General features: G+C 47.0%; 17 protein-coding genes. 10 read left to right on the top strand and 7 right to left on the bottom strand.

Annotated features, from left to right (window positions below; genetic code table 11):
• Window positions 1-90 precede the first annotated feature (90 nt).
• Entirely contained in the window at window positions 91-1,248 is a 1,158-nt protein-coding gene (locus IE064_RS16405; RefSeq protein WP_189618790.1) for an anti-phage protein Upx-like protein, read from the bottom strand.
• 333 nt (window positions 1,249-1,581) lie between these two features.
• Between IE064_RS16405 and IE064_RS18320 the strand changes: the two genes are divergently transcribed.
• Genes IE064_RS18320 through IE064_RS16415 form a run of 3 tightly spaced genes read left to right on the top strand, consistent with a single transcriptional unit; the run spans window position 1,582 to window position 2,902 of the window.
• On the top strand, window positions 1,582-1,884 hold the full coding sequence (locus IE064_RS18320) for a cyclic-phosphate processing receiver domain-containing protein (protein ID WP_249254935.1): 303 nt from the start codon (window positions 1,582-1,584) through the stop codon (window positions 1,882-1,884).
• Window positions 1,881-2,300 (top strand): hypothetical protein, encoded by a 420-nt coding sequence (locus IE064_RS16410; protein ID WP_189618791.1) that lies wholly within the window; start codon window positions 1,881-1,883, stop codon window positions 2,298-2,300. Before IE064_RS18320 ends, IE064_RS16410 begins: the two co-directional genes overlap by 4 nt.
• A 2-nt stretch (window positions 2,301-2,302) precedes the next feature.
• On the top strand, window positions 2,303-2,902 hold the full coding sequence (locus IE064_RS16415; protein ID WP_189618792.1) for a metallophosphoesterase family protein: 600 nt from the start codon (window positions 2,303-2,305) through the stop codon (window positions 2,900-2,902).
• Here IE064_RS16415 and IE064_RS16420 read toward each other — a convergent pair.
• Entirely contained in the window at window positions 2,895-3,248 is a 354-nt protein-coding gene (locus tag IE064_RS16420) for a hypothetical protein (RefSeq protein ID WP_189618793.1), read from the bottom strand. The two genes, IE064_RS16415 and IE064_RS16420, sit on opposite strands and share 8 nt — an antisense overlap.
• A 162-nt stretch (window positions 3,249-3,410) precedes the next feature.
• Between IE064_RS16420 and IE064_RS16425 the strand changes: the two genes are divergently transcribed.
• The 4 genes from IE064_RS16425 (at window position 3,411) to IE064_RS16440 (ending at window position 8,065) form a co-directional block, all read left to right on the top strand.
• Window positions 3,411-4,451 carry a helix-turn-helix transcriptional regulator gene (locus tag IE064_RS16425; RefSeq protein ID WP_189618794.1) on the top strand — a complete coding sequence of 347 codons (1,041 nt, stop codon included), beginning with the start codon at window positions 3,411-3,413 and terminating at the stop codon, window positions 4,449-4,451.
• A 64-nt stretch (window positions 4,452-4,515) separates the two neighbouring features.
• Window positions 4,516-5,235: a hypothetical protein gene (locus IE064_RS16430; RefSeq protein WP_189618795.1), complete on the top strand. Its 720-nt coding sequence runs from the start codon at window positions 4,516-4,518 to the stop codon at window positions 5,233-5,235.
• 385 nt (window positions 5,236-5,620) lie between these two features.
• The gene (locus IE064_RS16435; RefSeq protein WP_229800115.1) at window positions 5,621-6,817 is read left to right on the top strand and encodes an RDD family protein; all 1,197 of its coding nucleotides are present in this window, start codon (window positions 5,621-5,623) and stop codon (window positions 6,815-6,817) included.
• A 528-nt stretch (window positions 6,818-7,345) separates the two neighbouring features.
• On the top strand, window positions 7,346-8,065 hold the full coding sequence (locus IE064_RS16440; RefSeq protein WP_133040443.1) for a BUD32 family EKC/KEOPS complex subunit: 720 nt from the start codon (window positions 7,346-7,348) through the stop codon (window positions 8,063-8,065).
• A gap of 242 nt (window positions 8,066-8,307) precedes the next feature.
• On the opposite strand, the gene IE064_RS16445 is transcribed toward IE064_RS16440, so the two are convergent.
• The 5 genes from IE064_RS16445 to IE064_RS16465 form a co-directional block, all read right to left on the bottom strand.
• Entirely contained in the window at window positions 8,308-9,204 is an 897-nt protein-coding gene (locus IE064_RS16445) for an MBL fold metallo-hydrolase (protein ID WP_189618796.1), read from the bottom strand.
• Window positions 9,205-9,307: 103 nt separating this feature from the next.
• On the bottom strand, window positions 9,308-12,349 hold the full coding sequence (locus IE064_RS16450) for an efflux RND transporter permease subunit (RefSeq protein WP_189618797.1): 3,042 nt from the start codon (window positions 12,347-12,349) through the stop codon (window positions 9,308-9,310).
• Window positions 12,346-15,609 (bottom strand): efflux RND transporter permease subunit, encoded by a 3,264-nt coding sequence (locus IE064_RS16455; RefSeq protein ID WP_189618798.1) that lies wholly within the window; start codon window positions 15,607-15,609, stop codon window positions 12,346-12,348. Before IE064_RS16455 ends, IE064_RS16450 begins: the two co-directional genes overlap by 4 nt.
• Window positions 15,610-15,627: 18 nt before the next feature.
• Window positions 15,628-16,689, bottom strand: coding sequence for an efflux RND transporter periplasmic adaptor subunit (locus tag IE064_RS16460; RefSeq protein WP_189618799.1), 1,062 nt, complete (start codon window positions 16,687-16,689; stop codon window positions 15,628-15,630).
• Between the two features lie 288 nt (window positions 16,690-16,977).
• The gene (locus IE064_RS16465; protein WP_133040438.1) at window positions 16,978-18,264 is read right to left on the bottom strand and encodes a citrate synthase; all 1,287 of its coding nucleotides are present in this window, start codon (window positions 18,262-18,264) and stop codon (window positions 16,978-16,980) included.
• Between the two features lie 408 nt (window positions 18,265-18,672).
• Between IE064_RS16465 and sdhC the strand changes: the two genes are divergently transcribed.
• The 3 genes from sdhC to sdhA are packed head-to-tail and all read left to right on the top strand — an operon-like array spanning window position 18,673 to window position 21,179.
• Window positions 18,673-19,068 (top strand): succinate dehydrogenase cytochrome b556 subunit, encoded by a 396-nt coding sequence (gene sdhC, locus IE064_RS16470; protein ID WP_133040437.1) that lies wholly within the window; start codon window positions 18,673-18,675, stop codon window positions 19,066-19,068.
• On the top strand, window positions 19,062-19,409 hold the full coding sequence (gene sdhD / locus IE064_RS16475; RefSeq protein ID WP_133040436.1) for a succinate dehydrogenase, hydrophobic membrane anchor protein: 348 nt from the start codon (window positions 19,062-19,064) through the stop codon (window positions 19,407-19,409). Before sdhC ends, sdhD begins: the two co-directional genes overlap by 7 nt.
• Window positions 19,410-21,179, top strand: coding sequence for a succinate dehydrogenase flavoprotein subunit (sdhA, locus tag IE064_RS16480; RefSeq protein WP_133040435.1), 1,770 nt, complete (start codon window positions 19,410-19,412; stop codon window positions 21,177-21,179). It begins immediately after the preceding gene.
• Window positions 21,180-21,187 lie beyond the last annotated feature (8 nt).

The raw sequence follows: 21,187 nt of genomic DNA on the forward strand, positions 1-21,187 counted from the left end.
CTCTGTTATATTCCGGCCAATTGGTGATTTGGTGCTTGGATTTGCCCACTGCTATCCATTCCTGTCTGCTATTTACAGGATCTGATCGCATCAGAGGCAGAAGGTTCCACATTTAGGCAACAACGCCTGTAAAGGAGTGCACCACCATGAGCATTGATTCCCTTCAATCAACCCTAACAATTGACCATTTTCAAGGTTATCTACCGAGCCATAAATTGGTTTAAAACGATCTTCTTTGAAGTAGCTACTTGTATTTAACCTTCTGACAGAAATTACCTCACCAGACGGGTTTAAAACTTTATGTATATCGTCCTCATTTTGAACTTCCCAACGAACATCTAACAGAGCATTCTGTGTGATCATCATAAATATTGATGATAATTTACAAACGTCTTCATCAAATGCTGAATGAGGGATAATGTTAAAATCGTTATCTTTAGCCCAGCTATATAGATTGAGTAAGCCGTTTACATTTTGAGTGTGGACTCCAACATCAAGTACTCTGTGTTTAGCTTCAATCAAACGCCAGAAAGTAAATGGATTCATACTAGTGATTCGATTGAATGTATCTAAATCAGGCGCAGGAACAGATTCTAAAAGCCAGTTGCGAGACTCCGATTCACCTTCAAGTGATATCATAACTGAACGTCCCCAACCGCAACCAACAAGAACGCTAAGGCCACTCTTAAACCCATCTATTTTTGACGAGTAGCCATACGCTTTCTTAATTCTTTCCGCAATAGCACTTTCTAAGTCAGAGTTCGAAGTCGATGCACCGTTAACAAGTCCATTTTGATAGTCGCAAAAGTCATCAAAAAACAGTAAGAAATGTACGTACCTATGCTTATCAATACCAACGAGAGCGTCTGCACCGACAATACTTCCGTTTGAGTCCCTAAATGGTGAAAACGGTACATTACTTATTTTGCCCAGTAGCCGCGAGTCTTCAGAAAAGAATCTAGCATATCTGACTTGCATGGCATGTTGTAACCGATCTAATAAACCAAACCTATTAGCTTGTTCGATCACAAACAGACGAATTGCGACACTTATTGCTGTTGGTAAAGCTAAGATGTAAGTGCCATTTTGTGCCCTGTAAATGGGCTTACGTTCTAATGAGGAGCTTCCAAAAGCTTCATTAGTAAGCGAAATGAGATCGGGGTTCTCAAAAATAAATGGCTTAAGGTCCTTCTCTGAAACTCCCAATTGAGTTAGGTCATCCAAGGAAAAACTGACTTGAATAGCCACTGATTTCCTAGACACCTTTTAGTTAGATAAACTAGCTAAACAATACCAATCCGTTAAATTTGAACAGGTTCACGAAGCGTGGCGATTCAGAAGACATTCAACGAACTAATTCAATCACATGGAGTGTCGGTTCCGTTGCATTCATTTGGGCTGAGTCGACAAAATACACTTTCTATGCGACAGCTAATGACATCTGACATGCTCAGGCCCTACTCCATCCTTCGCATAGAAAATATTGGCAATAATTCTGTCCTCACCTGATTTGAATGCGACATTAGTTGACGCATGAGTTTCTATACTCTGCTAATTAATGAGTAAAATTGCTGAGCAGAAATGAAAATATTCCTTGATGATGAACGGGTAGCGCCTGATGGATGGGTACAAGTTCGATGGCCAGATGAAGCCATCACATTTTTGTCGAAAGGACATGTTACTGAGATTAGCCTTGATCACGATTTGGGTGATGATGACAGGGGCACTGGTTACGACGTTCTTGTATGGATAGAACATGCCATTTTTAAGGAAAATTTTCGTCCTCCTCAGATCAGTGTGCATACAAGTAATCCACCGGCTCGGCTCAGAATGCTTGCCGCCGTTTCTCAAGTTTCCCTTCTATCTAGGATGAACTACAAGTGAGCTTGCCTGTAATTGGTCCTGTAGCGGCATTGCCAGATGACCCGCTTCAATTAACCGAGAATCTGACATCGTTCAATAGTTTGAAACTGATTTGTCAGTTTAAGCGAATATTGTCATCCCAGCTAGCTAGAACTGTGTCAGCAACAGCGAGTAATCCCGTCATTTCGCCTACTTATGAATTGCGAATGATTGCTGAGGCAGATAACTGGTTTGAGAATTTTGATGTTGAAATATTTCTGACTTTTGGACGTGAACGAGACGCTTGGCTTGAGTATCAGCAGCGTGTGAACATTCTCATTCAGTCTGGTCTTGCAGTGTTTGTAACGGCAGAGGTCTTTAGCCATATAGAGGGGACAATATGCCTGTATAACCCAGAGCTCACACCAACCAATATGCCATTTATTCAAGAGGACTGACGATGAAGGCGCTCCATGTTACCGATCTGCATTTTAACCAAGTGCAGATGAAATGGATTACAGCAAACTCATCTAAGGCAGACATTATCTGTGTTACGGGTGACTTTATTAATAGTCGCTATGACTGTCCAACGCCTATCAGCGACCAAGTAACTGCCATCTCAGACTGGCTAATAGGTCTAAGGCGACCAGTGTTCATCTGCTCTGGCAATCATGATGAATTAGGGAACGAGTTAGATTCTAGCTGGCTCAAGCAGATTGAAGGCGTATACGCAGATAGTTCAATAGTGACAATTCAAGGCGTAACGATTGGTTGTGCAGCTTACGGAACAACTGATTTCAATCGATTCGCTTGTTGTATGTTATTGCTACACCATGAGCCGCCAGCGGGTCTTAGCGTAGCAATTCAATCTAAACGCGATTTTGGGTCAAAACATCTTACCGCAGCAATAAAGGACGGAACATTATCGCCAACTTGGATACTTTGTGGGCACGTACATCAACCAGAGAAAAATGGCTTAAGATTCAGAGGGTGTGGGATATCTAATCCAGGTGCTAATTTGAAGAATGATGTCCCAAACCATCACTGGATCACTATTTAGTTTTTTTCGGCACTTTCTTTTCTTCCAATTCAGCTAGCATGGTTTCAACGATGTCACTCGATGCCCATTTAAAGGTTATGTTAGGCGGTTCAATTTGAAAGATGCCATGAGGTCTACCGACTGAGAGTGGCCAACGGTCGATTAAGTCTGTGATGACCCTGTCGATTGCAAATGTCGCTTCGTCTGATAATGCAACTTTCTCCCCAACTAAACGCCAGCTCTGAAAGCATGCCCTCGAGTATGGCGCCTCATCTTCTAGTGAACCAATAAAAATATAGCCTTTTCTGAACGCAAGGGATGGGTATGCATTAAGTAACTCATTGATAAATAAATATTCAAAGTCCATTGTTATCTCCTGATAGTTTCATTTTTATAATGCTATCTATGGCAGCGACAACTAGTGACGTTATGAGATGCGGCGAGGACGACATTACATGACGTAGGTCAGGATAAGGTGGCTAACGTTAGTTAATAATCTTGATATATTCCGTCGAGGTCATTGGATTTCATGCCACAAGCAAACGAAAAAAAAGAGCTACGCCGCAAAGGTGCCATTTTCAGAAACCTTTATATGTTAGATAGCCTGCCAGTGTTCCCTGCACGAGGTTTAACAACGTCTGAGATCCACAAACATCTTGACGACGAAGGGTTCGATATAACCCTTAGAACGGTTCAACGTGATCTCGAAATGTTGTATGACTGGGCAAATGCAAACCTCGACCATGAAGATGATGACCTAGGGGTTAGGCGTTGGTTTAGAAAATTTAAGTCGCAAAAACTGCTTGATATTCTCCCGACATCTGAGGCGTTTATGTTGGTTCTATCTGAGCAATTGCTGCGCAAAGTACTGCCTTCCACTCTTGGTGGAAAACTAGAATCGTGGGTGAGTCTGGCCAATGCATCGCTATCTTCCAAAACGCTTTATGCAAATTGGATGAAAAAGGTCAGAGTCGTTTCAGACAACTATCCGGTGATTTACGATGAGCGCCATATTGATGAGCGATATCGGAAAATTATCTACGAGTGTGTGCTTAACGAAAAAATGCTCTCAATAAGCTATCAGAAAGGCAAGGATTCGGAGCTTCGTTCTTACATGCTTAATCCTCTCGGGTTGATAATTCGAGAGCAAAGTCATTATCTGGTCGCGACCAAGCAAGAAACTCCCGAGGTGCCCCAGCTATTTCTTTTTCATAAGATTGCCTCTGCCCAAAAGGAATATTTGGATATCACTGCACCTAAGAGCTTTACGCTGGAAGAATATTGCGCGAAGAATCCTACCGGTTGGTTATTAAAAGATACCTTAGTCACTGTTGAGCTCAAGATAAAAGATCATGCGTTGGACGTTGTTCGACATAACCAATTAGCCGATGACCAGCAGCTAGCACAAATTGATGATACATGGTGGAGCGTCACGTTTAGGTGTTACCCAACCTACGATCTCATCGGTTGGATCCTTAAATTTGGGCAGGATGTGATATGCGAATCCCCCCAGAAAATTCGCGAGCAGGTTGTAAACAGACTAAGTTCCGCGCTTGATAACTACAAATAATAATATTTTGATTTTATTAACTTTATTCTTAATGGCAATATAATGTTGTAAGGAGTTAGTCATTTTGCCAAACGATACAGAAGTCGTTGCCCAGTTGGGAGCTGCATACTTAGACATACTGTCTAAGACTGATTTTTCGAAAATTTATACTTCACCCGACCTGTCTGGCATTTTCTTAGCTTGTCCGGATAAAAGCTACTTTGAAGCGAAGCGTAAAGTGTTATTTATCGGGCAAGAGCCAAAAACATGGAGAACGAATTGTGCGTTAAAACATGGTGGAGAGATCACGCAACAGCTTATTCAACAAGCAATGTCTGACACCTTACATCAAAGTAAAAAGCCAGCTGGGAAGCACAAGCTGCTTAATTTTTACCAAAAATGCTCCCTAGCGCTGTCTGAAGGGCAACCGGAACTTGGGCATAGTGCGGTTTATTCCAATCAGTTCTGCATGAGCTTCCAAAGAGGAAGTCCTGAACGTTGTCCAGCATTTAAAATGATCGAAGAGCTTTCTAACTCTCTGCTAGAAGCACAATTTACTATTCTAAAACCTGATGTCGCTATATTTACAACAGGTTCAAATCGTGACAAATACATTAAAAATGCATTGAATTATTCGACAGTTGAGGTAGTGGTACCTAGGAGACTCTGGCATTTTCAAGTAAATGAAACCCACTGTTTTCGTATTAATCATCCTAGTGCTCGGCAGTCACGTAAGCTAAAGCTTAGCGACTATCAAGATGGCGCAATTGAACGCGCAAAATTGTATGTCCCCATTCGTTATTGAATGGTACGGCCTGATATCTTTAGACACTCTGTAGGATTACTAAAATTTGGTCACTGGCTGGACGTTGACTTTGTTAGCTGAGTACATTCGAAACACATCTTGGGGCAGAATTAAATTAGAGCAATTTGTCAGATATGGTGACGCCAAGAAAGCAAAACTGACAGATTGGATTCAGGCCAATTCCACTTAGGTGTTTACCTTTATTTCTCTATTGCTCAGTTGGTTTCTTCCATTTCCACTGTGTTCTGAGAACTTCCGCTCTTGCCTTTATAAATACACAAAATTCTTTTACAAAAATATTATTTATTGTTAACGGCGCTGCGGTATGATTTTTCACCTATCGCCGATTGACGATGTAACTACCTATCGTATAAGGAATCTGTGCGTGGACGCTCAGGACAAACACTATCAATCTGCACTTGCTGCATGGCGTGCAGGTAAAGAAACCCGCGCCATTGTGACGCCATTTGCTTTTAAGCTCGCACCTGAACTAATCGGTATGCCGTTAGCTCGACCTTGGCGGCGGGGCGTGGCCATAATGCTAGATCTGGTGTTGGTATCCTTGCTAAGTAGTGTCTCAAGTATGTGGATTGCCTTGCTGGCCGCTATTGCTACATGGGTGTTGAGCAAGCGACATGAGCAAGTGGTGTCAGCTTGGGCTCGGCGCTGGTTGCGGATAGTGAGCAGTTTGGTGATATTTGTGGTCGTTCTCAAATTTATCGGGCCCTATCTCGATGTCGATAACCACGGTGACACCAATAGCACTATCGGTCAGTTGCAGCAAGTTTCCCACTCGGCCGCCATGGCTATCATCGCTGGTAAACTCGATAATTGTAGCGATAATTCTTGTGTTGAAGAGCTACTGCCGTCAATGAAAGAACAACTAGATGCTTTGTTGGCAGATAAGCCTGCAGAGCGGCAGGAGTTAGTCGCATCGCTCTTTAATGACCTCACGTTTCTTTCGCCTGCGGACAAACAGCAATATGTCGAGCAACTGATGGCAGGGGTTAAGCTTGTGCCTGCCGATGCTCCAGCCACCACTGAAGAAACTCCCGATTCAGATCCAACGAATGCGCAAGAGCCTAAGTCCAGCAATGCAATCATTACGTTCTCTGGTCGTGCGGTTGGTTCTAGCTCCACCGCAGGAGACGCAGAGTTGCAGAGCAAGAATGACAAGGCGACTACCTCAGAGAAGCACTCTCTCATTGATTGGGCTAAAGGTATTATTGCCGATCTGGGGTTAGGGTTAAGTTGGGGCGCGTTGTATTTCACTTTGTTTACTGCCTTGCTACGTGGTCAAACGCCCGCCAAAAAACTGTTGGGCATACGGGTGGTGCGGCTTAATGGTGAGCCGCTAACTTTGTGGGGGGCTTTCGGTCGCTACGGTGGCTATGGTGCTGGTGTGACTACCGGGTTGCTGGGTTTTTTGCAAATCTATTGGGACAGCAACCGTCAGTGTATTCAAGACAAAATTGGTGAAACTGTGGTGGTGATGAATGCGGAACTGACTCACCATGCCGCTGGTGCGGTGAACGAAAACGATGCTGTACAGCAGCCAGCGGCGACGCACTCGCCAAGCTAGAGGCGGTAGACATCAAAATAGTTCCGATGAGCAACCTCTGAATGCTGACAGAATCCTAGCGCTAACGTTAGGATTTTGAGTTAAGGGGGCAGGGGATTTGAAGGCTAACACTTTATACTCCTCCTCCATTACCACATATCCGTTATCAAGGTTCATGCTCCAGCAAAGACTATTCGGTGGGTAATGTTGACCTTGTCTGTGCCGGGTGGAACTCCCGTTCTACAAAAATAGCAGTTGTCTTTGCCTTGCCTGCAATTGTTTTAAATGATGGTGTTGGTTTACTGTTGGCGTGCTTAGTGTGCCGCATTTGATGCAAGGAGACCTTCATGTGGCATGTTTGAGATAAAGTGCATTTTGCTATTGTTTCAGCTTAGTTATCTCTAATGTTAATAATGAACTACAATACTGTTTCGAATTTGTATCATATTCTATTTATTAACAAAATCTCAGGATTATATCCTGGCATTTAATTGATTCGACCTTTTCCGAGAGAGATAATTAGCCCAGTTATCGGAATGGAGTCCTGTCATGGTTCAGAATTTCAATGACCGGGTGCAACAGGTGTTGCAGTCTCATCCCGGACAGCGGGTTTGCCGCTTTGACTATCAAGGGCAGTATTATTGGTTAAAGCAAGCAGAGGTGTTGCATGGCACCATGCGTATGCTAAAGCCCAATCCACAACTGGCGATTGAAAATGAAAAACAAACATTGCAGGCGTTGGAGCTAAAAGCTGCACCCGTACCGCGTGTTGTTAGCGAGGGGCCGGGCTATTTTGTGGTTGAAGATGCTGGAAGTACGCTTAAAGACTGGTTGAATACGCCAGGCGTAGATTGCGAAACCTTGCAACAGATCTTTGAAGACAGTGCTACCGCCTTGGCCCACTTGCACACTATGGGATTAGCCCATGGTCGGCCAGCGTTGCGAGATATTAGTTGGCAGCAAGGGCAGGTGACATTCATTGATTTTGAAGCGAACCAGCCCAAGAGGAGCATGCTGTTTCAGCATATTCGAGATCTGGTGGTATATATCCACAGTCTGTACCGCTATCTGGGGCCTTTGAATGAAAATATCGGTAGTATCATTGCCTGCTACCGCAACGCCGGTGGCGAACAGATCTGGCAGGAGACCAAGCGTTTCCTCGCCAGTTGGCAGTGGCTGTACTACCTGTTACGTCCGTTACGCGATCTTGGTGGCCGCGATGTAAGGCCAATTTACTGGTTATTATGGCATTTTCGTCACGCCTCATAATGGTTACTGCTAGATAAAAATGGCCGTGAAAACATGAACATTGCCCATTTTAGAGCGGCAGTTTTCGTCTGCTGTTCCCTTTAAAACATCTTGTTATTCGACCACTAAAAGCCAACTGAGTGTTGCTGGAAAAAACCTGCCGGTACGCACTGCTAACATTTATGGCGGTTTTGCCATAGGTACTGCGGTTTCTCGTCATTTTGCTGCAGGGCTCAACGAGAATATCACCGTTGTCTTGGCGTTTAATGGGCGGGGACTCCGTCATAGAGGGTACGGATCCAGCGTTCCTTCGGAATAAAACTCCAGCCCCAGTCCTGCCAGCGTTTCGGTAAAGGCGTCGCCAACATTTCAGCCAGTGTTTTATTGGCGGCTTTGCCGTCTTGCATCCAGTTGATACAGTCGTCCAGCATATGTTTAAAGCGCAGCAGATCAGCGCGGGAGGCCAGTGTGCCGTGGCCCGGAATGATTTTGGTGTCGTCTACAGTCAGTTCCAGCATTTTGGCGACCGCGTCACGATAACCCAACACTGAGCCACCATGTTCGAGATCAATAAACGGGAAGCGATCTTTAAAGAATAGATCGCCTGTATGTAGCACTTTGCCATCTTGCCAGAGGACGATAGCGTCTCCGTCGGTATGTGCCGGTCCCAGATGCAACAAGCGCATGTTCTGGCCGTTGAAATGAATGGCAAGCTCTTGATCAAAGGTCAATATCGGTAAGGCCTTTGCCGGAACTTGCTGTTCTACCAGCCGGGTTCGTACATTGGTTTGTGCAACGATAGCCGCACCATGTTCGGCAAAAAAAAGATTACCGCCAGTGTGATCAGCATGGAAATGGCTATTGATCACACAACTAGGTGCTCCTGCCCGTAGTGGCTGCAACGCCGCCATAATCTTGTCAGCCATCGGGGCGTATTGATCGTCAATCAGTAGTATGCCATCTTGACCAACACTCACGCCTACGTTGCCGCCAGCACCTTCAAGCATGTAGCGACCCGGAGTCAACTCGATGACTTTGATGGTGGCGTTGGCAAATGCGTCTTTTGAGTCGGCAGCAAAGGTGGCGGGCATTAGGAGAAGTGTTGCTAAAAACACATAGCCTAGGAATTGCACTACGCTTGTGGGCTGTCTGGATGTCATGGCCTTTTCCTTAAGTTGCCATATTGATAAAGAATACAGTACTGTTATCTGTTGGAAACGCCAATAAAAAAGCTGCCTCAGCAGCTTTTTCACTGACATAAAATCAAGTCCAAGGTAACAGTCTTCGACTCAGTTGCAATGAGTGTCCAAAGTACATCGCACTTGCATAACGCATGCGGTAAAACGCCTGATAACACAGTGGCACCAAGTACAAGCTGGTCAGGGTGGAAAAACTGAGCCCACCAATAATGGCTATCGCCATTGGTGCATAGGCTGGGCCACCGGCACCAATTTGTGTTTGACCTACCGCCAACGGCACCAGGCCAAGAATGGTGGTGCCAACGGTCATCAATACCGGCCGTAAACGGGTGATACACACATCAGATATCACTTGCGACAGTTGATCCAGCGCCGGGGTCATCTGATTGATTTGGTCAACTAACACGATGCCATTGTTAACGACAATCCCCATCAATACCAAGATACCGATCATTGCCATGATAGACATCGGGGTATGAGTTAACAGCAGTGCCCAGAAAACCCCGGTGATCGAGAACAAAATACTGGTGATGATGGCGCTGGGCAGCAATAGTGACTCAAATAGGGCTGCCATCACTATGTAGATCATCGCGACGGCTAACACCATATTTACCAGCATTACCGACTGTTCTTCATCCTGTTTTTCAAAGCCGCCGGTTAACGAAAAACGGTAACCATCAGGAAAATTCACATGTTGCATGACCAGTGCGATTTCTTTCTGTGCTTGCTCCATGCTGATGCCTTCGAGGTTCGCGCCTATCGACAGTGCTGTTTCGCGGTTGTAGTGACGAATAACGTCGAATCTCGGCACAATCTCGATAGCGGCAATACTACTGAGCGTAAACACTTTATCGCCTATTTTGGCAACTGGCAGTTGCTTCAGGGTTTCCAACGATTGCTGCCATTGTTTCTCATACAACAGCTCAATACGTAGCTCGCCACTGGGATCATGACGAAATGAGCGGAGTTGACTGCCACGCAAGGCGGTGCCGATGGTGCTGGCAATATCGTTCAGCTTTAATCCGATACGTGCGGCTAATTCGCGGTCAATGTGGATCACCACCTCCTGCTGTGAGCCGTTTAGTTCAGAACGAACGTCTTGCAATCCTTTGATATGTGATAGCAAAGGAATCACCTGCTGGCTGAGATGGATAAGTTCGCTGGTGGAACGTCCCGTCAGTGTTACACGCACCCCGGAAGTATCGTCACCCCAGCCAAACTGCGGTTTAGCAAAGGCATATTTGGGAAAACCCTCGCGGATCTGCTTTTTCAGCGCATTAATTTCTATGGGCAAATCAGGTTGCAACAAAATAACGGTACTGGCCTCATCGGTGGCGTAGTAGCTATATACCGCATCAATATGAAACTTCTCTTTATTGGCATACAGATAATGTTCCATCTGATTAACCATCGCTTCGGTCACCTGCAGGCTGTGGCGACCTTCCACCTGATAGTTAATGTACATGCGTTCGGTACTGTCACTGTCTTCATTGTCTTTTTGCACTAGTTGCAGCGGTATGGCAGTGGACAGCAAAATCAGTACAGCTATCAAGGTAGAAGTTTTGGGGTGTAACAATACCCAGTTAAGGCTGCGCTGATAATGCCGCTGCATTTTCGGAGGTGCAGCATCGACAATATCCTTTTTCAGCTTGATATGCGCCAGTAACAGCGGAATTAACGTCTTGGCAACCAATAGCGAAGCGGCCAGTGAGATACAGATGGCTACCGCGACATGTTCCAGCATCACAGTAAGTTGGACTTTGACACCGAAGATATTAGGCAAAAACACAATGGCGGTGGTGAGCGTTCCCGCCAGTACGGCCAGCGACACCTTATCGACTCCAGCAATGATTCCCTGTATGCCACCATGGTGGTGCTGCTGTTCCTGCAGCACACTTTCAGAGACCACCACCGCGTTATCGATCAGCATACCGATGGCTAACAGTAGTCCCATCATCGACAACACGTTCAGGCTGTAGCCAAGGAAGTACATGCCCGCTAGCGTCATCCCGATAGAGATGGGGACGGACGACACAACAATAAGTGTCATCGGCAGGTTGCGCAAAAACAGATACAGCACCACAAATGACAGCAACGCACCAATTAATCCAGACATCAATAATTCGTGCAGTGAGGATTCAACTTCTAACCCCTGATTATCCATAATGAACAGCTTGATGCCGCGGAATTGTTGATCCTGTTTAACCGCATCAATCACCTTGATGACTTTATTGGAGACATCCACCAGATTGGCACCGGACTCCTTAAAGATGTCCAGACCAACCGCGTATTTCTGATCCAGATGTCGGCCTTGGGTACGTTCTGGTAATGCGAAACGTATATCCGCTACATCTCCTAGATGCAGTCCTGGTGCAATGGTGAGCGCTGCAATTTCGTCGAGATTACGGAATTCACCTTTGGGCGATACCTGGTACAGCACACCATTGTCGCGTAAGTGACCGCCACTGATAATGAAGTTTTCGCGGAGCAACTGCTTACGCAGTTGTGGCAGTTCAAGACCACTGGCGGCTAGTCGCCGTGCATCTATCCGCACTTCAATCTGTTTCTGCTCAACACCGTAGAGGGTGACTTTGGATACGCCGTCCACTCGTTCCAGCGGCCTACGTAACTGTTTATCCAATAGATCGAATGCAGCCGAAAGTTCACGGTCACTGGAGATGCGAACCGTCAGGACCGGCATATCGGCGGTAGAAAATTGCTGGATCAACACCCGCTCTACGTCATCAGGTAGTAGATGTCGTACGGAGTCGATTTTCTCACGAGCTTCCAGACTGCGGGTAGCAACGTTCTCACCCCACTTCATTTTGATTTCGATCTCACTGCCGTCTTGACTGGATTTCGATTTCAGCTCATCAACGCCACCCATGGTGGCTAATGATTCTTCCAGCACGTTGGTGATATCGCGCTCAACTTCGGCCGGTGACGAACCTTTGTAGGGCACCTGTACATCAATTTCTGGAATATCAATACCGGGTAACATCTCCAAAGGGAGCAGGCGTGCGGCAGCCAAACCAAACAGCAGAATCGCTACAAAAAACATGCTGGTGGTAACCGGGCGCTTTAATGCCAATGCAGTCAGATTCATACTTGTGCTCCTGTGGCGTTGCTAGCTGGAGCGGCGGTTATCTCATAAGTCTTACGGTCAAACAGCGCATACAGTACGGGGATTACCACTAATGTCAGTAGGGTCGAGAGGCTCAGACCAAAGATCACGGTAATAGCCATAGGCGCACGTACTTCAGCACCATCGCCCAAGCCAATCGCCATCGGCAATAACCCGAGTGTGGTCGTCAGAGTCGTCATCAAAATTGGCCGTAGTCGCGAGGCTGCGGCTTCACGGATGGCGGCCAGTTTTTCAACCCCAGCTGCACGTTGTTGGTTGATGCGATCAACCAACACAATGGCGTTATTCACCACTATTCCCGCCAACATGATAAGACCGATAAATACGATCACCGACAGCTTGCTGCCGGTTAGCCACAGACCATAGATACTGCCACTGAGCGCCATTGGCACTGCCATCAGGATTAATAACGGATGCAGCAAAGACTCGAACTGGCTGGCCATAACGATATACACCAGAAATACCGCCAATAGTAGGGCGATTTTTAATGAGGTGAAGGAATTCTCCATCTCTTCATTCTGGCCGCCAATACGGGTTTGCACTGAAGCTGACATCGGCACTTGTGCCAGCAACTGACGGGCGCTGGCGACCGCTTGATTCAGATCGCCATAAGCCAGATTGGCCGAGACAATCGCGACTCGTTGCTGACTGACTCGGTTTATCGCAGAGGGACCGAGCGCCAGTTCTACATCGGCGACGGCACTTAACGGTAACGGATGGGCGCTGTCAGGATTGATCAGCATGGCCCCAATATCACTTATCTGCCGCCGCTCATCTGCGGCACTGCGTACCAGAATATCAATTTTGCGCTCGCGCAGCGTGTATTTACTGGCGACTGTGCCCCCTACACGTTGAGCAATCCGTTCGGCAATGGTTGGTGCGTCCATCCCTAAAGCCGCAATGCGGGCATGGTCGAAGCGAATACTGATCTCCGGTTGACCATCACGCAGCGTGCTGTTGATATCGGTAAAGCGTGGGTCAGTCTCTAGGGCTTTTACCAGCGCATCGGCACTCTGTTTCAGCGGGCCCAGCTCATAGCCACTGAGTTCAATTTCCAGTGGTGTTTTGAAGCTGAACAATTCTGGAAACTTAATATTGGCTTCCAATTCAGGAATAGTTCTAGCGCGAGCCCTGAGTTTGGCGGCCACTTCATTGAATGCGTGATGATCGGCCAGCACCACCTGTAGCCGCCCCCAGTTCTCACCGCCGCGGCTGGTGTCAGAGGTCATCAAGCCGCCGCTCCCCGCTTGGCTATAGGCATGTTTTACCGCTTTATCATCACTGATGACCGACGCCAGTTGCTGCAGCACTCTGTCTGTATGGCTGACATCTGTCCCCGGCGGCAGCAAGATTTCCACGTAGAATTCGCCTTGGTTCATCGGTGGAATGAGTTGCATCCCCAGGCGGTTGACCAGTAACCCCGCTGATGCGGTAAACAGCAGCGCAATCGCTATCGTTAACGCTTTGTGTTGCAGCGCAAGCTCTAGCAGCGGTTGATAAACTTTCGTCAACAACTGATAACCGGCATTGAATAGCGCTGACAGCGGCCGCATCAATAAACCTGCCAACCAGCTGAACAGCCTTACCAGTAAGAGAATAATTGTCATCAGAGCGCGTGGTAGCCAATTCAGTAACAGGGTGAAGGGCAGCGCAAACATTGTGGCGCTGTAATGGCGGATTTTGCCCCAGCGAGAGGTTGGCAGTGGCTTGGAAGTGCGTTTTACCAAAGGTGGTAACGTTTTGAAGCCTTCTCTGGATGCTAGCATCGGAATTGAGGTGAGCGCGACCAGTAGCGAGGCTAACAGGGCAAAGGTGACGGTAAGTGCCTGATCTTTGAACAGGGCACCGGCGATACCGTCGACAAAAATCAGCGGCACAAATACCGCCAGCGTGGTCAGCGTTGATGCGGTGATCGCGCCAGCAACTTCGCGGGTTCCGGTCACGGCGGCATCGAGCCGATTCATGCCTGTTGCTTTGCAGCGATCAATGTTTTCCAGTACCACAATGGCGTTATCTACCAACAGCCCCACCGCCAGCGCTATGCCTCCCAGTGACATGATGTTCAAACTGAGTCCGGCAAAATACATCATGTTAAAGGTGGCGATCACTGAAAACGGAATGGAGATGGAGATGATCAGCGTTGGGATAATGTCACGCAGGAACAGGTAGATCACCAGCATTGCTAATAGACTACCAATCAATGCGGATGAGGTGACTTCGCTGACTGCACTTTCGATGAACTCCGACTGGTCGTAAATCACTTCCGGTACCGGAGCGCCTGTTTTGGCGGCCTGAGCTTGCATCCGTTGCAGTTGCTGCCTTACTTTCTGGGCAACGGCAACCGTATTGGCATCGCCTTCTTTATAAAGCGCCAGTTCAATGGATTCTTTACCACCGATACGGGTGATGTCTGAACGTTCCTTAAAGCCGTCAGTTACCTGGGCAATATCCCCTAACCGCACTAAGGTTGTGCCATTTTTATAGACAATAATGTTGGCGAGTTCACTGAGGTTACGAAATTGGTTAACCGTTCTTACCAAGTATTCCTTGTCACCTTGGACCACTTTCCCGGCAGACAGATTGATATTTTCTTCGGCAATGCGCTGTTTGATGAGTTCGCTGCTTAGGTTTAACTGTGATAGCTTCTGTTGATTTAACAGGATATGGATTTCCTGTTCGAGACCACCTGACAAGCGCACAGACGCGACACCTGGCAGGGTTTCCAATTCTCGCTTCAATTCCTCTTCCGCGTACGAGCGCAACCGTTTCAGCTCTGCTTCACTGCCGTCTTTGGCGGGTAATGCAAGCCGCATGATCGGATCGAGGTTCGGGTTAAACCGTAACAGTACCGGTTTGTCTACATCCAATGGCAGTTCGATGGTGTCCAGCTTCTCACGGACTTCTAGGCCCGCCAGATCCATATTGGTACCCCATTCAAACTCCAACGCGACATCTGACGTGCCGGAGCGCGATACAGAACTGATTTTGCGCAAACCTTTAACGATTCCAACAGCTTCCTCAATCGGTTTGCTCACCAGTTGTTCGACTTCTACCGGGGCCGCGCCATCGTACTGTGTGCGAATCGTCAGGGTCGGATAACTCAAGTCCGGTAACAGTTTCACCGCCAGCCGCGAGAATCCCACCATACCAAACAAGATAATAGCTAGCATAAACATCCAGACGGTGACTGGATGTTTCACCGAAGTGTCAATCATCGACATTGCAGTAGTCCTTTATAATTATTTGGCAGCGGTAAGACTTAATGGTGACAACACTTCAACCAGCGATTGGTCTTTCAGATTATGCTGTCCACGTACGACGACCTGTTCCCCGGGTTTAATACCACTGACGACTTCGACTTTATCATCCTGACGATAGCCCAGTTTGACTTCCCGGCGCAGTGCTTTGCCATCTTGGATAACGTAAAGTGCTTGTATATCATCCTGATTAATAACGGCATTGTATGGAACGATCGGTACGTCATTATGGGTGTCGTACTTCAGTTGTACTCGGGTGAACATGCCAGCTTTCATAAGATTTTGTTGATTCGGAACTGATAGCGTGACCTTGAAGGTACCACTGGTACTATCAATAACCGGGCTAATGCGTAATACCGTCGCGGCAATGTGGTCAGTTTTATTACTATAAACTTGGGCTTCTTGTCCCAGTCTCAGGCTAGCTAACTGTTGTTCTGGCAAGTGCATGATGCCGTACAGCTCATCTTGCTGGACAATGTAAAATAACTTGTCAAACTCTTTGGCCATATTGCCTTCTTTGACAAAACGGCTAGCAATCACCCCATCAATCGGAGAACGGATTTCGCTCTCTGTGACCTGTAATGCCGCCAGATCTCGCTGTGCGATAGCGGATTGCAGACTGTATTCCAATTTGGACACACTGTCGGCGCTGATAAACTCTGGGTTTTTCATCTTTTTGTAGCGTTCCAGCTCTTGTGACAGAATTTTTACTTCTGCTTCAGAGTGTGCCAGTTGATAGCGCTGTTGGCGGGCATCAATCCGCGCCAGCACTTGGCCTTTAGTGACGCGGTCACCTTCTTCTACATAGATATGCTCAATAACACCGGCAATTCGGGTGGCGACATTGGCTTCTTCCGGTGCTTCTAGGGTAGCGGTGGTACTGTAATAGGACGATACCTGACCTTCAGTCACGGTGGAAATTTCTACAGGAATGGCAAACTGCTCTTCTTTTTTGGCTTGTTGTTCTTCACCACAGCCGCTGAGCATTAACCCAGCAAGTGTGGCAGCTGCGATACTGTTAATAATGGTGGATGTTACTTTCATTTGAAGATCCTTATCATTCAGACTACAACCATTAAAGCAAAACTGATGCCATTAAATTTTTAATAATAAAAACATATAGTTAAATTTTTTACTGGTCATTTGTTGCGCAGTTAACCGAATGATGTAGCGAAAGTATTTATTAATTGGTGAATTTTGCTAAATCTGGTAACAACGGCGATAAGCGCAATGAGCAAGTGCAAACTTAGACGATGGATGCAAGGGATTAGGTTGGAAATGCACATAAAAAAGGCGCCTATCGGCGCCTTTGAAGGGATCAATCAGAACTTATCAGCGTTTTTCCAACGGGATAAAATCGCGGGAATCGTGACCAGTATATAGTTGGCGTGGACGGCTGATCTTGTGACCAGGCTGATCCAACATTTCTTTCCAGTGAGACACCCAGCCAACGGTGCGGGCAAGGGCGAAGATCACGGTAAACATACTGGTTGGAATACCGATAGCCTTCATGATAATACCGGAGTAGAAGTCGACATTCGGGTACAGCTTCTTGGAGATAAAGTATTCATCTTCAAGCGCAATACGTTCTAACTCCATTGCCACATCCAGCAGCGGATCATCAATTTTCAGTTCACTCAGCACTTCATGACAAGTTTCACGCATCACTTTAGCGCGAGGGTCAAAGTTCTTATACACACGATGACCAAAGCCCATCAGACGGAATGGATCATTCTTGTCTTTGGCTTTTTCGATAAACTCAGGAATACGGTCAACGGAGCCAATCTCTTCTAACATCTTCAAGCATGCTTCATTAGCACCGCCGTGAGCCGGACCCCACAAGGAAGCAATCCCCGCCGCAACACAAGCAAATGGATTGGCACCAGAGGAGCCAGCAAGACGCACGGTAGAAGTCGAGGCATTTTGCTCGTGGTCGGCATGCAGAATAAAGATACGATCCATTGCTCGTTCAACGATGGGGTTCACTTGATACTCTTCACAGGGTACCCCAAACATCATTTGCAGGAAGTTTCCGGCATAACTGAGATTGTTACGTGGATACTGGAACGGTTGACCAACGGAATATTTGTAACACATAGCCGCAATGGTAGGCATTTTGGAAACTAACCGATATGCAGCAACTTCGCGGTGTCTCGCGTCGGTGACATCCAAAGAGTCCTGATAAAAAGAGGACAAGGCACCTGTTACCCCACATAACATGGCCATTGGGTGAGCGTCGCGACGGAATCCGCGGAAAAAGAACGCTAACTGTTCATGCACCATGGTGTGGTTGCGAACAGTTTTTGTGAATTCTTCATACTGAGTTTTGGACGGCAGTTCGCCGTACAGCAGCAGATAGCATAGATCCAGGTAACTGGATTCAACCGCTAACTGGTCAATTGGATAACCCCGGTGCAACAAAATGCCATTGTCACCATCTATGTAGGTAATCGCGGATTCACATGAGGCGGTGGCGAGAAATCCTGGGTCGAAAGTAAAGTAACCTTTGCTGCCCAGTTTACTGATATCGATCACATCGAAACCAGCTGTTCCCTGTTTTACTGGCAGTTCTATCGAGTCATTCCCTGGAAGTTCCAATTTGGCTATTAGTTCAGCCATACCCCAATCTCCTTAACTTCAATTATGTGAGTGCGGCGTATCAAACGGCCATTACTTTACAAGTAATCTAGATCACATTTCAATTTAAATAAGCGTTTAAATCCGTTAGACATTGGTATAGGTAAGACCAATTTCCCTGTTAACTCTACAGCTTACGGTAAAAACCGCCAAAAAAAATAAAATTTCCAGAATGTGATGTTTGTATTTGACTTTTACGACGAGTATACTTGCTGCGGTCCTTGGGGGCTATAAACAGGACATTTTTACCTCTCTTTGTATAATCCATAAATATGAATAGGGTCAATTAGTTACCTGTTTGTAATAAGCAGTCTATTTGTCAAAAATGAAATGTGACTTGCGTCACAAATCGATTTTCATCAAAATCGGTTCATATAACAAAAATGCTCAATGGAGCTGAGTGAGCAGAACGTGAAAAAGCAAAGACCTGTCCATCTTGATTTGCAGACCATTCGCTTCCCGGCGGCTGCAATCGCATCCATCCTCCACCGAATTACTGGTGTTATCATGTTGTTTGCTGTCGGTATCCTGTTGTGGTTGCTAAACGCCTCACTGCAGTCAGCCGAGAGCTTCAACCATTTACAATCGCTGCTGGATAGCTTTGTGATGAAGTTTATCCTCTGGGGCATCCTTACCGCGCTTGGTTATCATTTGTTAGGTGGTTTGCGCCATCTGGTGATGGATACTGGCCGTTGGGAAGAGTTAGCCTCTGGCAAAGCTTCTGCTAAAGCAGTATTTGTTCTTGCGATTGTCTTTTCAGTATTGGCGGGAGTATGGGTATGGTAACCAATGCCGCGAGTTTCGGACGCAGTGGTGTCCATGATTTCATTATGTTGCGCGCCAGCGCCGTAATACTGGCTTCTTATGCGGTATTTCTGGTGGTGTTTGCCGCTGTAAGTTCCCCCCTCACTTATGATGTATGGCATGGATTGTTTACTGCCTTGCCCATGAAAGTGTTTACGCTGCTGGCTTTGATTGCACTGCTGATCCACGCTTGGATTGGTGTCTGGCAGGTGCTCACTGACTATGTCAAGAATGTGTCACTGCGTGGCGTGTTGCAGTTTGTATTTGTGGTGACTGCCTTTGCTTACCTGGCAGCCGGCATACTGATTGTTTGGGGGGTATAAGTGGCTATTCCAGTTCGCGAATTCGATGCAGTAGTGATAGGTGCCGGTGGCGCTGGTATGCGTGCTGCACTACAGATTTCTAAAGAAGGCAAGAGCTGCGCGCTGTTGTCTAAAGTATTTCCGACTCGTTCTCATACCGTTTCCGCCCAAGGTGGGATAACAGTTGCACTGGGTAATGCCCATGAGGATAACTGGCAATACCATATGTATGACACCGTGAAAGGTTCTGACTTCATCGGTGATCAGGATGCCATTGAATACATGTGCCAGACTGGCCCAGAAGCCATTATCGAGCTGGAGCATATGGGACTGCCGTTTTCCCGCTTTGATAATGGAAAAATTTATCAGCGTCCGTTCGGTGGTCAATCCCGTAATTTCGGTGGTGAACAGGCGGCTCGTACTGCGGCAGCCGCTGACCGTACCGGTCATGCATTGTTGCACTGCCTCTATCAACAGAACGTAAAGAATAAGACCCAGGTATTTTCCGAATGGTATGCCTTGGATTTGGTAAAGAATGAAGATGGTGTGATTGTCGGTTGTACCGCACTGGAAATCGAAACTGGCGACATCGTTTATTTCAAGGCTAAAGCAACGGTATTGGCGACAGGTGGTGCTGGGCGTATTTTTGCGTCTACTACCAATGCGCATATCAATACTGGCGATGGTGTCGGCATGGCTTCCCGTGCTGGCGTGCAGTTGCAAGATATGGAAATGTGGCAGTTCCATCCTACAGGTATCGCCGGTGCTGGGGTGTTAGTAACTGAAGGCTGTCGTGGTGAAGGTGGTTATCTGTTAAATAAGGATGGCGAGCGTTTCATGGAACGTTATGCCCCTAACGCCAAAGACTTGGCTTCTCGCGATGTAGTTGCCCGTGCCATGATGACCGAAATCCGCGAAGGTCGCGGTTGCACTGATGGCGATATTGGTCCGCATCTTAAGCTGAAGCTGGATCACTTGGGTAAAGAAACGCTGGAAGCTCGTCTGCCCGGCGTTTGTGAATTGTCGCGTACCTTCGCCCATATCGATCCCGCTGATGGTCCAATCCCGGTTATCCCAACCTGCCACTATATGATGGGTGGTTTGCCGACTCGGGTAACGGGGCAGGTAATTCATCGTAATGCCGACGGTACTGAGCAGGATGTCAAAGGTCTTTTCGCAGTAGGTGAAATTGCTTGCGTATCGGTGCATGGTGCCAACCGCCTTGGTGGTAACTCGCTGTTAGATTTAGTGGTCTTTGGTCGTGCTGCGGGTCATCACCTTGGTGAAGTGCTGAAAGATGGTGAAACACCTAAAGCGGCAACAGAAGCTGAGATCGCCAAATCACTAGAACGTCTGAACCGTTGGGAAAGCAATAAAGACGGTGAAGACCCGTTCAAGATCCGTAAAGATCTGCAGATGTGTATGCAGATGCATTTCTCGGTATTCCGTACCGGTGAGGCTATGGCCGAAGGTCTGGAAGAGCTACAGCAGATCCGTCAGCGTCTGGCCAATGCCAAACTTTCTGACAACTCTAAGGAATTCAATACCCAGCGTATTGAATGTCTGGAACTGGATAATCTGATGGCAACAGCGATTGCCTCTGCTTATGCGGCTAACTTCCGTACGGAAAGCCGTGGCGCCCATAGTCGCGAAGATTATCCTGAACGTGATGATGCCAACTGGCTATGTCACAGCTTGTTTGACCCGGTGAGCGAAACCATGGATCGTCGCCCAGTTAATATGGCACCTAAGTTCCGCGAAGCGTTTCCACCAAAGAAACGTACCTACTAAGGAGTTGT

It is taken from the genome of Shewanella fodinae (assembly GCF_014651955.1).
In the GTDB taxonomy this organism is placed as follows: Bacteria; Pseudomonadota; Gammaproteobacteria; order Enterobacterales; family Shewanellaceae; genus Shewanella; species Shewanella fodinae.

Coding starts and splice junctions, on each gene's coding strand:
- IE064_RS18320 (WP_249254935.1), top strand. CDS start 1,582: ATGAAAATATTCCTTGATGATGAACGGGTAGCGCCTGATGGATGGGTA.
- IE064_RS16415 (WP_189618792.1), top strand. CDS start 2,303: ATGAAGGCGCTCCATGTTACCGATCTGCATTTTAACCAAGTGCAGATG.
- IE064_RS16420 (WP_189618793.1), bottom strand. CDS start 3,248: ATGGACTTTGAATATTTATTTATCAATGAGTTACTTAATGCATACCCA.
- IE064_RS16425 (WP_189618794.1), top strand. CDS start 3,411: ATGCCACAAGCAAACGAAAAAAAAGAGCTACGCCGCAAAGGTGCCATT.
- IE064_RS16440 (WP_133040443.1), top strand. CDS start 7,346: ATGGTTCAGAATTTCAATGACCGGGTGCAACAGGTGTTGCAGTCTCAT.
- IE064_RS16445 (WP_189618796.1), bottom strand. CDS start 9,204: ATGACATCCAGACAGCCCACAAGCGTAGTGCAATTCCTAGGCTATGTG.
- IE064_RS16450 (WP_189618797.1), bottom strand. CDS start 12,349: ATGAATCTGACTGCATTGGCATTAAAGCGCCCGGTTACCACCAGCATG.
- IE064_RS16455 (WP_189618798.1), bottom strand. CDS start 15,609: ATGTCGATGATTGACACTTCGGTGAAACATCCAGTCACCGTCTGGATG.
- IE064_RS16460 (WP_189618799.1), bottom strand. CDS start 16,689: ATGAAAGTAACATCCACCATTATTAACAGTATCGCAGCTGCCACACTT.
- IE064_RS16465 (WP_133040438.1), bottom strand. CDS start 18,264: ATGGCTGAACTAATAGCCAAATTGGAACTTCCAGGGAATGACTCGATA.
- sdhC (WP_133040437.1), top strand. CDS start 18,673: ATGGAGCTGAGTGAGCAGAACGTGAAAAAGCAAAGACCTGTCCATCTT.
- sdhD (WP_133040436.1), top strand. CDS start 19,062: ATGGTAACCAATGCCGCGAGTTTCGGACGCAGTGGTGTCCATGATTTC.